Origin of the sequence: Streptomyces sp. NPDC015242 (genome assembly GCF_043079125.1) — a bacterium.
In the GTDB taxonomy this organism is placed as follows: domain Bacteria; phylum Actinomycetota; class Actinomycetes; order Streptomycetales; family Streptomycetaceae; genus Streptomyces.
The window spans coordinates 1-17361 of sequence record NZ_JBIBUF010000004.1; the positions used below are offsets into that span (position 1 = coordinate 1).

At 74.5% G+C, this 17361-nt stretch carries 9 protein-coding genes; 4 read left to right on the forward strand and 5 right to left on the reverse strand.

Features of this window, described 5'->3' with window-relative positions; genetic code table 11:
* Positions 1-427 precede the first annotated feature (427 nt).
* Entirely contained in the window at positions 428-976 is a 549-nt protein-coding gene (locus ACF07N_RS14620) for a MarR family winged helix-turn-helix transcriptional regulator (RefSeq protein WP_383336405.1), read from the reverse strand.
* 123 nt (positions 977-1099) lie between these two features.
* Here ACF07N_RS14620 and ACF07N_RS14625 point away from each other — a divergent pair, with 123 nt between their 5' ends.
* The gene (locus tag ACF07N_RS14625) at positions 1100-2362 is read left to right on the forward strand and encodes an MFS transporter (protein WP_392113607.1); all 1263 of its coding nucleotides are present in this window, start codon (positions 1100-1102) and stop codon (positions 2360-2362) included.
* 19 nt (positions 2363-2381) lie between these two features.
* On the opposite strand, the gene ACF07N_RS14630 is transcribed toward ACF07N_RS14625, so the two are convergent.
* Both ACF07N_RS14630 and ACF07N_RS14635 read right to left on the reverse strand, forming a co-directional pair.
* Positions 2382-4049 carry a SpoIIE family protein phosphatase gene (locus ACF07N_RS14630; protein WP_392112436.1) on the reverse strand — a complete coding sequence of 556 codons (1668 nt, stop codon included), beginning with the start codon at positions 4047-4049 and terminating at the stop codon, positions 2382-2384.
* 173 nt (positions 4050-4222) lie between these two features.
* Positions 4223-5602, reverse strand: coding sequence for an NAD(P)/FAD-dependent oxidoreductase (locus ACF07N_RS14635; RefSeq protein ID WP_392112438.1), 1380 nt, complete (start codon positions 5600-5602; stop codon positions 4223-4225).
* Between the two features lie 375 nt (positions 5603-5977).
* Here ACF07N_RS14635 and ACF07N_RS14640 point away from each other — a divergent pair, with 375 nt between their 5' ends.
* Positions 5978-6742, forward strand: coding sequence for a TetR/AcrR family transcriptional regulator (locus ACF07N_RS14640; protein ID WP_392113610.1), 765 nt, complete (start codon positions 5978-5980; stop codon positions 6740-6742).
* A 230-nt stretch (positions 6743-6972) separates the two neighbouring features.
* On the forward strand, positions 6973-9174 hold the full coding sequence (locus ACF07N_RS14645) for a sigma-70 family RNA polymerase sigma factor (RefSeq protein WP_392112440.1): 2202 nt from the start codon (positions 6973-6975) through the stop codon (positions 9172-9174).
* Here the strand turns inward: ACF07N_RS14645 and ACF07N_RS14650 are convergent.
* Entirely contained in the window at positions 9161-12442 is a 3282-nt protein-coding gene (locus tag ACF07N_RS14650; protein ID WP_392112442.1) for a BTAD domain-containing putative transcriptional regulator, read from the reverse strand. The two genes, ACF07N_RS14645 and ACF07N_RS14650, sit on opposite strands and share 14 nt — an antisense overlap.
* Positions 12443-12884: 442 nt before the next feature.
* Entirely contained in the window at positions 12885-15002 is a 2118-nt protein-coding gene (locus ACF07N_RS14655) for an asparagine synthase-related protein (protein ID WP_392112445.1), read from the reverse strand.
* An 888-nt stretch (positions 15003-15890) separates the two neighbouring features.
* Here ACF07N_RS14655 and ACF07N_RS14660 point away from each other — a divergent pair.
* Positions 15891-17315: an MFS transporter gene (locus ACF07N_RS14660; RefSeq protein WP_383336412.1), complete on the forward strand. Its 1425-nt coding sequence runs from the start codon at positions 15891-15893 to the stop codon at positions 17313-17315.
* The last annotated feature ends 46 nt before the right edge of the window (positions 17316-17361 follow it).

The following is a 17361-nucleotide window of genomic DNA, read 5'->3' on the forward strand; positions in this document are numbered from 1 at the left end:
TTCTCAAGGAACGGTCGCTTCCTTTGTACTCACCCTCTCGGGCTTTCCTCCGGGCGCTTCCCTTCGGTCTTGCGTTTCCGACTCTATCAGATCTTTTTCTCGACCTGACCCCCAGTCAGCGGGGTTTGTCTTCCCGGCCGTTGGGCCGTTCCGACGTGTCCAACCTTAGCGCGTTCTCTCGGCGATTCCAAAATCGGTCCCGGTTCGGAGCCGATCAAGACGTCGAGTCCCAATTCGAATTGAATTCGGGCACGCCGAATACAACCCCGCTGGGAGCGATCTTGCTGATGGTTGGTGCCGCTGGTGCGGCGGAAGTGCTGTCGAAGAACCGTTACGGCTCCGCGGCAACCCGAAGAACTCTACGGATCCGGCAGGGGGCTGTCAAGCACCCGCTGTCAAGATCTTTTATGCGGAGGCGGGAGCGGCGTCAGTCCAGGTCGGACAGGCGCCCGCCGGCGTCCGGCTGGGCGTCCTCCACGCGGCGCAGCAGACGCGTGAGCACCTCGCCGAGCGCCGTGCGTTCCACGGGGGTCAGGTCCTGGAGCAGGTCCTCCTCGAAGACCGACGCCAGGCGCATCGCCTCCAGCCACTTCTCTCGCCCCTCGGATGTCAGCTCCACGATGACGCGGACGCGGTTCGTCTCGTCCCGTTCACGAGTCACCAGTCCTTCGCCGACCATGCGGTCGATCCGGTGGGTCATCGCGGCGGGGGTCAGGCCGAGTCGCTTGGCGAGTTCGCTGGGGCCGAGCCGGTAGGGGGCGCCGGAGAGAACGAGGGCCTTGAGGACCTCCCACTCGGCGTTGCTGATGCCGAGGGCCGAGGTCTGGCGGCCGTAGGCGACGTTCATGCGGCGGTTCAGGCGCGACAGGGCCGAGACGATCTGCTCGACCTGGGGATCGAGGTCCTGGAACTCGCGCTGGTACGCGGCGATCTGCTCTTCGAGGGTCGGCTCGTCGGAGCCGGGGGTGTCGCCCATGGGGCGCAGTATGGCATGCCTCTTCTTTGCCTTGAAGTCCTTGGGAATGTACTCTTTAGCTTCGAAGTTTAGTATCGAAGTCTTCACACCTAACTAGTGAGAGAGGTGAACGTGACCAGGGCGATGGGCGCTGCGATGCGCCGGATCCACGTGGGCAACGCACTCAGCGCTTTCGGGCTCGGCTTCACGGTCCCGTATCTGTACGTCTACGTGGCGCAGGTAAGGGGACTGGGGGCCATGACGGCGGGCCTGGTGCTCGCCGTCTTCGCGGTGGCCGCGCTGGTGGTGCTGCCGTTCGCCGGGCGGGCCATCGTCCGGCGTGGTCCGCTGCCCGTACTGCTCCTCGCCCTGCTCACCGCCGCCGTGGGCGCGCTGGCCCTGGGTGTCTCGGGCAGCGCGGCGGCCGTACTGGTGTCCGCTTCCCTGCTGGGGGCCGGGCAGGCCGTGATGCAGCCCGCGCTGGCGACGATGATCGTGGACTGTTCGTCGGCGGAGACGCGGTCGCGCGCGTTCGCCATGCAGTTCTTCCTGCAGAACCTCGGGCTCGGCGTCGGCGGCCTCATCGGAGGCCACCTGGTCGACATCACGAGCGCTGCCTCCTTCACGCTGCTGTTCGCGATCGAGGCGGTGATGTTCCTGCTGCTGGTCGTGGTGATGGCGACCGTGCGGATGCCGCACGCGCCGCGCATCGAGGGCGCCCCGGCGTCGGGGCGGGGCAGCTGGAAGCAGCTGCTGGGCAACCGGGCCATGGTGCAGCTGTGCGTGCTGGGCTTCGTGCTGTTCTTCGCCTGCTACGGGCAGTTCGAGTCGGGGCTGAGCGCGTACGGGGTGGAGGCCGCCGGGATATCGACGTCCGCGCTGGGGACGGCCCTCGCGGCGAACACGCTGGTGATCGTCGTGGCGCAGTTCGCCGTGCTGCGGTTCGTGGAGCGGCGCCGGCGGTCGCGGGTGATCGCGGCCGTGGGGCTGATCTGGGCCGTGGCGTGGGCCGTCGCCGGGTACGCCGGGCTGGGCAACGGCAGCCAGGAGATGGCGACGGCCGCGTTCGTCTCGACGTACGCCTTGTTCGGGCTGGGTGAGGCGATGCTGTCGCCGACCGTGGCGCCGCTGGTCGCGGATCTGGCGCCGGAGGGGATGGCCGGGCAGTACAACTCGGCGTTCGCCCTGGTGAAGCAGCTGGCGCTGGCCGTCGGGCCGGCGGTGGGCGGGCCGCTGGGGGCCTCGTTGCACGCCCCGTACATCGTGGCCTTCCTGGTGTTCTCCCTGGGGATCACGGTGCTTGCCGTGCGGTTGGGGCGGCAGCTGAGCGAAGCCCAGGATCAGCCGTGGCTCGCGAAGAGCCGGGTCGTGGCGCGGGGCGGGGCTCCCGTGTCGGCCGACGTCTGATCCCGCGGCTCTTCTGCGGCTACGTCGCCCGGGCGCGCGGCAGGGCGAACTCGCACCAGACCGCCTTGCCGCCGCCGGGGGTGCGGCGGCAGCCCCAGTTGGACGCGATCGTGGCGACGATGGCGATGCCGCGGCCCGACTCGTCGCCCGGTTCCGCGCGGCGGCGTCTGGGGAGGTGGTCGTCGCCGTCGGTGACCTCGATGATCAGCCGGCGGTCCGTGCGGCGCAGGCGCAGCCGCATCGGCGGGGTGCCGTGCTGGAGGGAGTTGGCGACGAGCTCGCTGGTGGCCAGGACCCCCAGGTCGTGCAGTTCGGCGGGGAAGCGCCAGCTGGTCAGGACGCCGGAGGCGAAGGCACGCGCGCGGGGGGCCGCTTCGATGCCGCCGAGGAGTTCCAGCGCGGCGTTGCGGAAGAGCTCGCTGTCCGGGCCCGTGCGGGCGGGGTGCTGCAGGACCAGCACCGCCACGTCGTCGTCGTGGTCCGGGGTGACGCCGGCCGAGCGGACCAGGCGGTCGCAGACGACCTGGGGCGTGCCGGTGGCCCCGGCCAGGGCGCGCTCCAGGGCGGCGATGCCCTCGTCGAGGTCGGCGTCGCGGCGCTCGACCAGACCGTCCGTGTAGAGGACGGCCGTGGAGCCCGGGCTCAGAGGGATCGAGCCGGAGGCGTGCATCCAGCCGCCGGTGCCGAGCGGGGGTCCGGTGGGCTCGTCGGCACGCAGGACCGTGCCGTTCTCGTCGCGGACGAGGATGGGGAGGTGGCCGGCCGAGGCGTAGACCAGCTTGCCCTCGTTCGGGTCGTGGACGGCGTACGCGCACGTGGCGATCTGGTTGGCGTCGATCTCGGCCGCCAGTCCGTCGAGCAGCTGGAGGACCTCGTGCGGGGGCAGGTCGAGCCGGGCGTAGGCGCGGACCGCCGTGCGGAGCTGACCCATGACCGCGGCCGCGCGGACCCCGCGGCCCATGACGTCGCCGATGACCAGGGCCGTGCGGCCGCCGCCCAGGGTGATCACGTCGTACCAGTCGCCGCCGACCGCTGCTTCCGTGCCGCCGGGGTGGTAGGTCGCGGCGACGCGCAGGTCGTCGGGCTCCTCGAGCTCCTGCGGGAGCAGCGACCGCTGGAGGGTCACCGCCGTCTCGCGCTGGCGGCGTTCGCTGGCGCGCAGGCGCTCGGCGGCCTCGGCGTGGTCGGTGACGTCGGTGGCGAAGAGAAGGACGCCGCGGCCGTCCGTGCCGCCCTTGCCGTCGCCCTGGGCGACCGGCGTGCAGGTGAAGGTGTAGCAGCGGCCGTCGGGGGCCTTGCGGGACTTCACCGTGCGCGGCTTTCCGCTGCGCAGGACCTGGTCGAGCAGGGGGAACAGGCCGAGCCCGTCCAGTTCGGGCAGGGCCTCGCGGGCGCGTTCGCCGAGGGGGCGTACGCCGAAGGCGGCGGTGTAGGCGTCGTTGACGTAGGCGATGCGGTGGTCGGGGCCGTGCACCAGGGCGACGAGGGAGGGGACGCGGTCGAGGACCTCGCGCACCCGCAGCTCGTCGACGGCGGGCACGGACGGCGTCTCACCCGTCAGTTGTTCGGCGCGGGCGGCGGGTACGGAACCTTCCCCCCGCCGGTCCGGGGAGGCTGTCTGCTCGGTCCGCGCTGCGGCGCGGCGCTGCGTTCCGGGGAGCCGGGCGCTCCAGCGCGTGAAGTTCACGAATCCTTGCCTCGCGTAGTCGTCGGCGGCCGGCACCGGAACCGGCCGGGGCCGCGGGGGCCCGCACCGGGGCGAGCCGTGGCACACCCGTGGTGGTGGACCAGTCTGGCAGTGCGCGGACCGGACCGACATCCGTCAGACGCCGGGCCGGCCGGTGGAGTTCCTGGGTCCGGTCAGGACGACCCCTTCGGGTTGCCCGGGGGGTCTTGGGAAGGCTTTCCACCGGCCGCGAGTTCGAACTCAGCCCGGGGGTGTTCGAGTGAACCCAGGGAGACGATCTCCCGTTTGAACAGACCGGCCAGGGTCCATTCGGCCAGCACGCGCGCCTTGCGGTTGAAGGTGGGCACGCGGCTGAGGTGGTAGGCGCGGTGCATGAACCACGCGGGGTAGCCCTTGATCTTGCGCCCGTAGACGTGGGCGACGCCCTTGTGCAGGCCGAGGGAGGCGACGGAACCGGCGTAGGCGTGTTCGTACGTCTCCAGGGGCTCGCCGCGCAGGGTGTGGACGATGTTGTCGGCCAGGACCCTGGACTGGCGCAGGGCGTGCTGGGCGTTCGGGGCGCAGGTGCGGCCCGGTTCGGCGGCGGTGACGTCGGGGACGGCGGCGGCGTCCCCGGCCGCCCACGCGCGCGTGGTGCCCTCGACCGACAGGTGTGGCGTGCACCTGAGGCGTCCGCGGTCGGTGCGCGGCAGGTCGGTGGCGGCCAGCACCGGGTGGGGTTTGACGCCGGCCGTCCAGACGACCGTACGGGTGGGGAAGCGGGCACCGTCGCTGAGGACGGCGACCCGGTCGGCGCAGGACTCCAGGCGGGTCCGCAGACGGACGTCGATGTTGCGGCGGCGCAGTTCGGTGACGGTGTAGCGGCCCATCTCCTCGCCGACCTCGGGCAGGATGCGGTCGGAGGCCTCGACGAGGATCCACTTCATGTCCTCGGGCCGGACGTTGTGGTAGTAGCGCGCGGCGTAGCGGGCCATGTCCTCCAGTTCGCCGAGGGCCTCCACACCGGCGTAGCCGCCGCCGACGAAGACGAAGGTGAGGGCGGCGTCGCGGATCGCCGGGTCGCGGGTGGAGGAGGCGATGTCCATCTGCTCGATGACGTGGTTGCGCAGGCCGATGGCCTCCTCGACGGTCTTGAAGCCGATGCCGTGATCGGCGAGGCCGGGGACCGGCAGGGTGCGCGAGACGGATCCCGGGGCGAGGACGAGGTGGTCGTAGGGCAGCTGCCGCCCGCCCGTGCCCTCCTCCTCGGTGGCGAGGGTGGTGACGGTGGCGGTGCGCTTCGCGTGGTCGACGGCGGTGACCTCGCCGATGACGATCCGGCACCGGCCGAGGACCCGGCGCAGCGGTACGACGACATGGCGCGGTGAGATGGCGCCCGCGGCGGCCTCGGGGAGGAACGGCTGGTAGGTCATGTACGGGTCGGGCGTGACGACCGTGATCTCGGCCTCGTCCCGGTCCAGTTCCCGTTTCAGTCTGCGCTGCAGACGCAGGGCCGTGTACATCCCGACGTAGCCGCCACCGACAACGAGAATGCGCGCACGTTCCTTCACCATCCCATGACGCACCCGGCGCTTGCGTTTGTCCACAGCCCCGGCGAATTGTGTGACCGGAGCGGGCGCGGGCGCACAGTTGGCCGGATTAGCGGGCTGTGGTGCGTTAGCGCAGGTCAGCGGGGGGAGCGCGAGGGGCGCGCGGGGGAACATTCGGGACGTATGCGGCCCGTACTCCGATCGGTGGGCGCTCCGTGCGGAACCTGCCCCTTCTGAATTGACTGCCTCTCAACTATGTTCGTGTGTCGACGGGGTGCAGGGGGATGTGCTCACCGGGTCCGCGACGGGCGGGCCGCGGGACCGGGCCTGTTCCCCCGTCCCGGCATCGAATGGCGGGGAGAGTCTCCGGGGGGAGACGTCATTACCGGGGGAATGCAGATGCATGTTCAGGATTCTCATTGGTCGTCCGCGTCCGCCCTTGCCGCGGGTGGCGCGACGATGAGCGCGGCGGGCGACGGGCGTCCGGACGCGGCGCGGACCACGCCGCTGCGCGTGGACGCGCAGCGCAATCTGGAGCACGTGCTGCGTGCGGCGCGGGAGGTCTTCGGCGAGCTGGGGTACGGCGCGCCGATGGAGGACGTGGCACGGCGCGCGCGGGTCGGTGTGGGCACGGTGTACCGGCGGTTCCCGAGCAAGGACGTCCTGGTGCGGCGGATAGCCGAGGAGGAGACGTCCCGGCTGACCGACCAGGCGCGTGCGGCGCTCGGGCAGGAGGACGAGCCGTGGTCGGCGCTGTCCCGCTTCCTGCGCACGTCGGTGGCGTCCGGCGCCGGGCGGCTGCTGCCGCCGCAGGTGCTGCGCGTCTCGGCCGGCGAGGACCGGGCCGGCGGTGCGCGGGTGCCGCAGCAGCGGACCCAGCCGGGCGGAGCGGAGCTGCGGCTGGTGCCGGAGGAGCCCGTGACGGTCGCCTCCGTCGCTTCGCCGCAGGACGACGCCGGGGCCTCGGCACTGCTGGAGGTCGTCGGGCAGCTCGTGGACCGGGCCCGGGCGGCGGGTGAGCTGCGGGCGGACGTGTCGGTGTCGGACGTCCTGCTGGTGATCGCGACGGCCGCGCCCTCGCTGCCGGACGCGGCTCAGCAGGCGGCGGCGTCGGCCCGGCTGCTGGACATCCTCCTGGAGGGCCTGCGGTCGCGTCCGGCGTGAGCGGCGGTGCCGGGCGGGGGCGGCCCGGACCGGGCTTCCGGGGTCCGGGCGGTGAAAGCGCCCGGAAGCGAAGAGGGAGCCTTCCCCGTACGGCACGTGGACAGTACTGGCGTGCGGTGAATCCCCACGGATGAGTGACGGTCCGACGTTCGAAGTTCCCGCCGTGATCCGCTGTGGCACGCTGACCCGGTGGTCTGGACGGGTAGGGCGGCTGGCGGGGGCTTTCCGCGATGAGCGTTGACGGGCGGGACGAGTCGAGCGGCGGCGCGGGCGGCGGGCACGCCCGGGCCGGTGGCCCGGTCCCACCGCAGGTGCCGAGCCAGGGCGGGCGCGGAAGCGTTTCTGCGGGTGGGCACGGAAGCGTTCCTGCCGGTGAGGGCGGAGGTGATCCTGCCGGTGAGGGCGGAAGTGTCCCTGCCGATGGTCGCGGAGGCGATCCTTCCGGCGGCCGGGGAAGCGATCCTGCCGGCGAGCGCGGAAGCGATTCTGCCGCTGGGCGCGGAAGCGATCCCGCCGGCGACCGGGGAAGCCGTTCTGCCGCTGGGCGCGAGGGCGTTCCTGCCGGTGGGCGTGGCGTCGACGAGTCGGTGCCCGCACAGCGCGACCGGCGGGAGGACGGCGTCCTGCCGCCGCCCCGCGCACTGCCGCCGTCCGACGCCGACCTCATCGACCGGATGCGCGCGGGCGACGACACCGCCTACGAGGAGCTGTACCGGCGCCACGCGCAGGCCGTGCGCCGGTACGCCCGTACCTGCTGCCGGGACGCCCACACCGCCGACGACCTGACCGCCGAGGTCTTCGCCCGCATGCTCCAGGCGGTCCGCGGCGGCTCGGGCCCCACCCACGCGGTCCGCGCCTACCTGCTCACCTCCGTGCGGCGCGTCGCCGCCTCCTGGACGCGGTCGGCGCGGCGCGAGCAACTCGTCGACGACTTCGCCGTGTTCGCCGCCCAGTCGGCGCGCGGCCGGGACGCGTCCGACGACGACACGCTCGAACTGGGCGCCGACGTACGGGCGATGCACGAGGCCGAGCAGTCCATGGCCATGCGGGCCTTCCGGTCGCTGCCCGAGCGCTGGCAGGCCGTGCTCTGGCACACCGAGGTCGAGGACGAGTCGCCCAGCGAGGTCGCCACCCTCTTCGGGCTGGACGCCAACGGCACGCGCGTGCTGGCCAGCCGCGCCCGCGAGGGCCTCAAGCAGGCCTACCTCCAGGCCCACGTCAGTGCCACGCTGACCGACGACGAGGAGTGCGCGCGCTGGGCCGACCAGCTCGGCACATACGCCCGCGGCCGGTTGCGCACCCGTGCCGAGCGGGGTCTGCGCAAGCATCTGGAGGAGTGCGCGAAGTGCCGGCTGGCCGCGAGCCAGATCGCGGAGGTGGCGGGCGGTATCCCGGCCGTGGTGCCGGTCGCCGTCATCGGCTGGTTCGGTGCCGCCGGGTACGCCAAGGCGGCCGGGCTGGTCGCCGGGGGCGCCGGGGCGGGAGCGGCCGGTGCCGCGGGAGCGGCCGCGGCGGCCGGTGGCTCGTCCGGGGCGGCGGGCGGTGCCTCGGGGGGTGCCGGTGGGAGCGGCGGCGCGGCGGTCTCCGAGGGGCTCGGTGCGCCGGTGAAGGCCGGGATCGCGGCCGGTGTGGTGGCCGTCGGGGTCGTGGCGGCGGTGGTGCTCGCCCTGGCCGGCGACGACAAGCCGGAGCAGGAGGCGAGGACGGCACCACCGTCCCCGGTCCCGTCGTCGGTGGTGCGGCCCGGCGAGCCCGCGCCCGCGCCGCCGCGGCGCGCGCCCGGGCCGCGGCCACCGGCCCTGGCCCCCGTGGGCGCCGGGACGCCCGCCCCGGCCCCGAGTTCCACCCCCGATCCGGCCGCGCCCCCGGCGGCTCCCCGGCCCACCCCGTCGTCCGCGCCCCCGCGCCCGGCCCCTCCGGCACCCCCGGCCCCGACTCCGACACCCAGCCCCACCCCCACCCCCACCCCCACTCCGACTCCTCCGCCGCCGCCCGCGCCGGCCGTCTACCAGTGGAGCGAGCTGGCCTACGACGTCACCGGGGACGGCACCGCGCCCGAGATGCGGATCGCCGCCAGCAGCTGGGTCTGGAAGCGCTCCGGCCTCTCGGTCGGCGACCGCCGGTACGCGCACGGCGTCACCGTGCACGGCAGTTCCTCCGTCACGATCGACCTCAACCGCTCCTGTTCCTCGTACGACGCTCTGGTCGGCGTCGACGACATGGCGCTGAAACTCGGCACGGTGTACTTCTCCGTCTACGCCGACGGCGTCCGGCTCTGGCGGTCCGGGCTGGTCGAGGGTGGTGACCCGGCCGTCCCCGTCCACGTGGACCTCACCGGGCGCAGCACCGTCCGGCTGGTCGTGGAGCCGCGCCGGGCCCTGGACGACCTGACCCTGGCGGACTGGGCGGAGTCGAGGTTCACCTGCCGCTGACGGCGTACGCGCGGTGCGCCTCGGCCAGTTCACGCAAGGCGTCCTCCGCGGTGAGGGCCGCGCCCGAGGCCCGCTCCGACGCGCACCGGCCGGCGCCCAGCACGGCGCGGGCGGCGGCCTCCGTCCGTTCCGCGTGGGCGCGCTCCGGCACGGGGCGCGGGCGGCCGGACCGCCAGCGGTCGCCGGTGCCGAGCAGCCGGACCGCGCGCGGCAGGTCGCCGAGATCGGCCAGCAGGGCCGCCGCGCCGTCCACCACCGAGGCCCGGACGGCGTCGGAACACCCCTTGTCCACGGCTTCGCGCAGCGCCCGCTCCAGGGTGGCCAGGGCCGGTCCCGGACCGGACTCGCTCGCCGTGATCATGGCGTCGACCAGGTGCAGCATCACCATGAACTGCGGCGGCGGTGTCCCCCGCCGGGTCTCCTGCCGCGCCTCCTCGCACAGGGCGCGGGCCCTCGCGGTGTGCCCCTCCTCGGACTCCATCTGGGCGCCCAGCAGCCGCACGAACGCCTTGGAGTCGGCCACCCCGTGCCGTTCGGCGGCGGCGCTCGCCTCGTCCAGCGCCTTCACCGCGGCCGGGCGGTCCCCCGCGCGGTAGGCGATCTCGGCGAGCCGGGCCTTCAGGAACGGCGCCTCCGTGAAGGCCCCCACCTCGTAGGCCAGCCGCAGGGCCTCCTCGTACTCGCCCTGCGCCTGATCGAAACGGCCGCGGGCCATGGCCGCCTCGCCGGCCGCGCTGCACACCTGGGCGCGCAGCCAGCGGTCACCGGTGCGGCGGCTGAGGACGCGCAGCTCCGCGAGGTCGTCGTCGACACCCGCCAGGTCGCCGGGCGCGTCGACGACCATGTGCGTACGGAACATCAGGGCGACGGCGAGCTCCCAGTCGCCGCCGTGCGCACGGCAGTCGGCGACGGCGGAGTCCATGACGGACCGGGCGTCGCGCCCGACGTCCACGTAGGCGGAGATGATCGGGCAGACCAGCCCCGGGAGCCGGGCCGCCCGCGGTCCGCCGCCGGCGAAGTGGGCCCACACCCGCTCCACGTAAGGGCGCCGCTCCGCCACGAACACGTCCATGGGCGCGGACTCGGTGAGGAGGAACAGGTGCAGCATGCGCAGGTCCATCCGCAGGGCGTGCAGCGGATGCCCCGCCTCCCCGTCCGGCGCGGCCAGGAAGTGGTCCACGGGGTCGGGCGGCTCCGGTTGCCCGCCGCCCGTCGCCCGGCCGGTCCCGGTGTCGAGGGCCACGCCGAGCCGCAGGACGCGCCCGAGCCACTCCAGGCCCTCCTGGCGGTAGTTGCGCAGCCACCAGAACCAGCCCATGGCGAGGGCGAGCGTGGCCGCCTCCTCCTCGTCCCCGGCCGCCAGGGCCCGGTCGAGGGCCGCGCGGATGTTGTCCAGTTCGGTCTCCAGGCGGGCGATCCACGGCAGTTGCGCCGGGGAGCGCAGCAGCGGCTCGGCCCGCTCGACGAGGGCGCGCGCCCACGCGCGGTGCCGCAGCTCGGCCGTGGCCCGCAGGTGCGGGGCCTCGGCCGCGCGCTCGACGGCGTACTCGTGGATGGTCTCCAGCATCCGGTAGCGCATGGCGGAGGCGTCGCCGTCCTGCGCCGGGGCGGCCACGACGAGGGACTTGTCGACGAGCGCCCCGAGCAGGCCGGCGGCGGGCCCGGTGCACACCGCCTCCGCCGCCGCCAGGTCCCAGCCGCCGGCGAAGACGGACACCTCGCACAGCACCGCGCGCTCCGCCTCGTCGAGCAGGTCCCAGGACCAGTCGACGACGGCGCGCAGCGTCTGCTGGCGGGGCAGGGCCGTACGGCTGCCGGAGGTGAGGAGGCGGAAGCGGTCGTCGAGGCGGTCGGCGATCTGGCGCGGCGTGAGCAGCCGGAGCCGGGCGGCCGCCAGCTCGATGGCGAGCGGCAGCCCGTCCAGCCGCCGGCAGATCTCCGCCACGGCCCGCTCGTCGCGCAGCACGTCCCGCGCGTCGGGCCGTACGGCGGCGGCGCGCTCCGCGAACAGCCGGCGGGCGTGGTCCGGTCGCAGGGGCTCGACCGGGCGCACGACCTCGCCCGGCACGCCGAGGGGTTCACGGCTGGTGGCGAGGATGGTCAGGTCCGGGCAGCGGGTCAGCAGCGTCTCGGCCAGGCGGGCGGCGGCGCCGACGACGTGCTCGCAGTTGTCGAGGATCAGCAGGAGGCCGCGTGGGGCGCAGTACTCCACGAGCAGGGCGACGGGGTCGTCCTGCAGGGCGGCCAGCTCGCCGGCCATCAGCAGGGTCTCGCGCAGCCCGAGCGCGCTGACCACGGCACCCGGCACCGCCTCGGGCCGGTCGAGCGGGGCGAGTTCCACCAGCCATGCCTGGGGGAACCCGGCGGCGGCCTCCTCGGCGAGACGGGTCTTGCCCGAGCCGCCCGGTCCGGTGAGGGTGACGAGCCGGGCGCGGCGCACCTCCGCGCGGAGGGCGTCGATCTCGGGTTCCCGGCCCACGAAGGACGTCAGCCGGGGCCGGAGGTTCCCGGAGGGCCCGGACACCGGCCGGGGCGGCACCTCCTCCCGCGCGGCCCCGGCGAGCAACTCGGCGTGCAGGTCGCGCAACAGGGGTCCCGGATCGGTGCCGAGGCCCTCGGCGAGGGCGTGCCGCGCGGTCTCGTAGGCGGCGAGGGCGTCCGCCTCGCGGCCGGCGTCGCGCAGGGCGCGGATGAGCAGGGCGTGCAGGGGCTCGTCGTAGGGGTGCGCGGCGGTGAGCTCGCGCAGCTCCGGTACGAGGTCCCGGGCGCGGCAGAGTCGCAGGCGGGCCTCCGCTCTGGCCCGGGTCGCCTCCAGGCGTGCCGCCTCGGGGCGGGTGGCGGCCGAGCGGTCGGGCAGATCGGCCAGGGCGGGGCCGCGCCAGAGGGCGAGGGCGTCGTCGAGGTGGCGTTCGGCGCGGGCGGGGTCGTCCGCCGCGAGGGCGTCCGTGCCGTGGCGCAGGAGCCGTTCGAAGACGAACAGGTCGATGTCGTCGCGGCCGGCCGCGAGCCGGTAGCCGCCCGGCTCGAAGGTCACGGCGTCCTTGCCGAGCGCCCTGCGGAGCCGGCCGACCAGGGCCTGGAGGGCGGCGGGGGCGTCCTGGGGCGGGGCGTCGGCCCAGACCTCGTCGATCAGGGCCGCGGGCGGGACGACGCGGGCGGGCCGGAGGGCCAGGGCGGTGAGCAGGGCGCGCAGGCGGCGACCGCCGAGGGGCACGGCTCCGCCGTCCTCGCCCTCCGCCGTGGTGACGCCCAGGATTCTGTACCGCACGGGATCATTGTCACCGGGGCGGGTGTGCGGCCCGGGGGGTTTTCCGGGGCGGACTTTCCGTGCCGGCTCCGTGCCGTCTCCCTGCCGGCTCCGTGCCGTCTCTATGCCGGGCTCCGGACCAGCTTCGTACGAGGCTCTGGGCCAGCTTCGTGCCGGACCGCGTGCCGGCTCCGTACGGGGCTCCGTCCGGGGCTCCGGGCCAGCTTCGTACGGGGCTCTGGGCCGGGCACCCCGGCCGGTCGACGGCCAGGGCTTCACCGCGGGGGTGACCCGGCGGCACGTGCCGAAGCGTCGTCTCACGGTCGGAGAGGGTGGGCGGCCCCGGGCAATGCCCTGAACCGACTCCGCGCCAAACGCCCCGGACGACAAGCAGGGGCCTCGTCGCGGCAGCGGCCCGGCGGCACCCGGAAGACCACGCCTCCACCGCCGAAGACCGGCCCCGCTACCCGCGCCGCCCCCCGGCCGCCCCCGCGCCCAGCGCCCCGCGCTGGGGCGCGATGCCCGCCGGTACCGCTCGCTGACGGGCCGGTGTCCCCGTCCAGCACGTGCCGCGGCGGGCCAGCAGGCGGCGCAGCCACAGTTCCAGGGAGACCAGGTCCGCGAGTCCGTCCAGGGGCAGCGGCTCGCCCGCCGCCGCGCCGCGCAGCGCCTTGCGGACCACCCGCGCCTCGACCAGGCCCGCCTCCGCCAGCAGCGGCGTGTCGAACAGCGCGACGAGCGAGTCCGCCGCCACCCGCAGCCCCGTACGCGCCGCCGCGGCCGCCGTCGCCTGGGTCGGCGCGCCCCACCCGGGCGGCAACTCCCGCACCCCGGCCCCTTCCAGGACGGTCCGCAGCACGGCGGCCCGTGCCCCCGGCCGCACCCGCAGTGCCTCCGGCAGGGCCCGGGCCGCGCGTACCACCTGGTTGTCGAGGAACGGCGCGTGCAGCCGCTGGAAGCGGATCTCCGCGGCCTGTTCCAGCACGCGCAGGTCCGCCGCGTGCCGTGCGAGCGCCGCCCGCGCCCGGAAGTCGCCCGGCCGCTGTCCCGGGCCCACCAGTTCCGACCGGTGCGTCGACGCCTGAAGGCGAACCGATACTTCAGCGAGCGCCTCACCGGTCAGCCAGCGCGCCGCCGGCCCGGGTCTGCCCCACGTCAGTGCCGCGAGGGAGGCTTCCACCGCCCCGCCGGGCGCGTCCAGGCCGTCGTCCGGCCGGTGGTCGAGGAGCCGCTCGGCGAGGGATTCCAGACCCGAGCGGTACGACGTACGGGACAGCCGCCGAGCCGCCGCGTACACGCGCGCGGGGACGAGCACCGAGCCGTCCGCCTTGGCCAGCGCCGCGACCGGCCGCACGAGATGACGCCGCCGCCGGTCCATCAGCAGATCGGCCAGCCGCGCGGGATGGGCGTCGAGGACCTGCCGCGCCCCGTACCCCGTGAAGTGATCCGCGCTGCCCGCCGCCAGCCGGGCCCGGTGCCGTGCCGCCGTCACCAGGCACGCCCCGGGCTCGTCGGTGAGCGGACCGTCCAGGTCGGCGTACGGGAGGGTCTCCTCGCCGCCCGTCACGACCACGTGGTGCAGCCGCGGGTTGGCCGCGAGCGCTCCGGCCCGCTCCAGCTCCGCCTCCCGGCCGCCGACCGCCAGGTCGTTGAAGGTGACCGCCAGCAGCCGCTCGCCCGCGCCCGTGCCGTGCCCGAGCACCGTGCCCGGCATTCCGGGCAACCCGGCGGCCAGCAGCGCCAGCGTCCCCGAGGCCGGGCCGCCGGACAGGTCCGCCCCGATCCCCGGCACCGGCATCCCGCGCGCCGCGCGCCGCTCCGCGGGGCCCATCCCCGGCACGGGCCCGGGGTCGATGTCCGCCCCGGGGACGTGCCGAGGCGCGGACAGCCGCGTCCGCACGGCCTCGACGAGCGCGTCCCGCACGGCGTCCACGGCACGGTCGGGGTCGGCCGGAGGAGCGGCGACGGCGAGCGAGGCGACAGGCTCGTACCCGGCGATCTCCCGCGCCCCGGCGCGCAGGATCAGCGCGTGTCCCGGGGGGATCCGCTTCACGCCGTCGTACGGCGTCGAGTCGTGGAGCGCGGCGGGCACGTCGGGGGCGGCCAGCAGCGCGGCGAGATGCCCGAAGTCGAGGTTGGCCTCGACGAGGTCGGCCAGCGGCAGGGCGGCCGTGGCGTAGGCGGTGCCGCCGACCCACGGCGTGTAGAACACCGGCCGCGCGCCCGCGAGATCGCCGCAGACCGTGATCCGCCTGCCGACCTGCACGATCGCGGTGTAGCTGCCCGGCCAGGCGGTCAGATGGCGCAGTGCGCCGCCGCGCGCGGCGAACAGCGCGACGCGCAGCTGCTCGTCGGTGGCGCCGCAGATCCCGAGCACGGCGATGCGGGTGCGCTCGTCGGCCTTCACGACCCGCACCTCGTCGGGTCGCCAGTCGCCCACGGCCCACAGCGGATCGGGGTCGCCCCACAGCAGTTGGGACCCCACGGGGTGCAGCGTCTCACCGTCCTGCCCGGTGGCCCCCGCCGAACCGGCAGCGACGGCTCCCGCGGCGGTGCTGCTCCATCCCACCAACCACCGCATCGCCGCCTCCACAAGCTGTGGACAACCAGTGCACCGTACGAACCGGTTCACCATGCTGCCATGAAGGAAGCGCTCCAGAGGGTGCCCGCGCCGCTCGCGCTCCGCCGAATGCGCCCCGGCGGAGCCGCCCGGCCCGCCCGCGGCACCCCGAACTCCCCTACGCCACAAGGCGTCGAGCCCTGACACCCCACGGCGGGAGAGCCGAGCGCGGGGATGCGGGAAGCGGAGAGAGAAACAAGAGGGAGGAGAAACCCGGGGGAGGAGAGAGGAGAGGAGGCGGAGCGGGGGCGGACGGGGGCGCGCCCGCGGTATCGCTACGCGGGCTTCCGGCCACGAGGCAAGCCACACCAGCGACATGTCGCCCCTACGACTACGACGCGAATGCGCCCCCGATACGCGCCCCAAACACGCCCAACGCGCCCTCAACTGCCGTGGTCGGAGCTCTGGAACCCCGGGATCGAGAGGGTCGCTTTTCGGCCAAATCGCCGACGCGCGAACAGCCTCGAACACGCTCCGTACAGGCCCGGCACCCCGTCGCCCGATCGCGCAGTCCGGGAGACGGAGCACGCCTCCCGGACCGTTCCGCCACCCGCGGGGATGAAGGCGGCGGTGTCCCCCAGCCCACTGGATCCAGTACAGCGGGCCGACCCACGCACCGACCATGGAACCGCTCCCGCGGTGGCCGGAGAAGAGCGCACGGGCGGGCGCACGGCCACACAGCGGGAGCACGCCGCAACTGCCCGTATCTGACCCGCACTTCAGTACGGACCACAATCCCGCCAACCGGAACAATGCCCCTTAACGCTTGGGATGCGGCGAACTACGCTGGGTTTACGAATGCCGCACGGTTATGCCAGCGCGGCAGCCGTCTGTGTCGAGGGGTGGCGCATGTCCAGGGAGCAACGCGGGCCGAACGAAAAACTCGGCGCCGTTCTCGCCCTCGCGGGAATCAGCAACGCAGGCCTCGCGCGGCGCGTCAACGACCTTGGCGCTCAGCGGGGACTGACACTTCGCTATGACAAGACGTCGGTGGCCCGCTGGGTGTCGAAGGGCATGGTGCCCCAGGGTGCGGCCCCGCACCTCATCGCCGCGGCCATCGGCCAGAAGCTCGGCCGCCCGGTGCCGCTCCACGAGATCGGCCTGGCGGACGCCGACCCCGCGCCCGAAGTCGGCCTCGCCTTCCCGCGCGACGTCGGCCAGGCGGTGAAGTCCGCGACGGAGCTGTACCGCCTCGACCTCGCCGGGCGCCGCGCCGGCTCCGGCGGCATCTGGCAGTCGCTCGCCGGATCGTTCGCGGTGAGCGCATACGCAACGCCCGCCTCACGATGGCTGATAACCCCGGCCGACAGTTCGGTCGCGCGTGACGTGGGCCCCGGTGAGGGCTCCGGCGCACCGCTCAAAGTCGGCCACAGCGATGTGCAGAAGCTGCGGGAGGCCGCCGAGGACGCCCGGCGCTGGGACTCCAAGTACGGCGGCGGCGACTGGCGTTCGTCCATGGTCCCCGAGTGCCTGCGGGTGGAGGCGGCACCCCTGCTGCTCGGCTCCTACTCCGACGAGGTCGGCCGGGCCCTGTTCGGTGCCTCCGCCGAACTCACCCGCCTCGCCGGCTGGATGGCCTTCGACACGGGCCAGCAGGAAGCGGCCCAGCGCTACTACATCCAGGCCCTGCGCCTGGCCCGGGCCGCGGCCGACGTCCCGCTCGGCGGCTACGTCCTGGCCTCCATGTCCCTCCAGGCCACCTACCGCGGCTTCGGCGACGAGGGCGTGGACCTCGCCCAGGCCGCCCTGGAACGCAACCGCGGCCTCGCCACGGCCCGCACCATGAGCTTCTTCCGCCTCGTCGAGGCCCGCGCGCACGCACGCGCCGGCGACGCCCAGGCGGCCGGCGGCGCCCTGAAGGCGGCCGAGAGCTGGCTGGAGCGCGCCCGCCCCGGCGACAACGACCCGAGCTGGCTCGGCTTCTACTCCTACGACCGCTTCTGCGCCGACGCGGCCGAGTGCTACCGCGACCTCAAGGCGCCCCGCCAGGTCCGCCGCTTCACGGAGCAGGCGCTGTCCCAGCCGACGGAGGAGTTCGTGCGCTCCCACGGCCTGCGCCTGGTCGTCTCCGCCGTCGCCGAACTGGAGTCGGGCAATCTCGACGCCGCGTGCGAGCAGGGCGTGCGGGCGGTGGAGGTCGCCGGGCGCATCTCGTCGGCCCGCACGACGGAGTACGTGAAGGACCTCCTGCACCGCCTGGAGCCCTACGGCGACGAGCCGCGGGTGGTGGAGCTGCGCGAACGTGCCCGGCCACTGCTGATGACCCCCGCCTAGCCGAGGTGCCGCCCTCTCCGCGTTTGAAGGCACTGTCAGTGGCGCA

Bases quoted from the DNA above. Each gene is read 5' to 3' on its own strand.
- ACF07N_RS14620 (WP_383336405.1), bottom strand. From the start codon at position 976: ATGGGCGACACCCCCGGCTCCGACGAGCCGACCCTCGAAGAGCAGATC.
- ACF07N_RS14655 (WP_392112445.1), bottom strand. From the start codon at position 15,002: ATGCGGTGGTTGGTGGGATGGAGCAGCACCGCCGCGGGAGCCGTCGCT.
- ACF07N_RS14625 (WP_392113607.1), top strand. From the start codon at position 1,100: ATGGGCGCTGCGATGCGCCGGATCCACGTGGGCAACGCACTCAGCGCT.
- ACF07N_RS14645 (WP_392112440.1), top strand. From the start codon at position 6,973: ATGAGCGTTGACGGGCGGGACGAGTCGAGCGGCGGCGCGGGCGGCGGG.
- ACF07N_RS14640 (WP_392113610.1), top strand. From the start codon at position 5,978: ATGCATGTTCAGGATTCTCATTGGTCGTCCGCGTCCGCCCTTGCCGCG.
- ACF07N_RS14660 (WP_383336412.1), top strand. From the start codon at position 15,891: ATGTCCAGGGAGCAACGCGGGCCGAACGAAAAACTCGGCGCCGTTCTC.
- ACF07N_RS14635 (WP_392112438.1), bottom strand. From the start codon at position 5,602: ATGGTGAAGGAACGTGCGCGCATTCTCGTTGTCGGTGGCGGCTACGTC.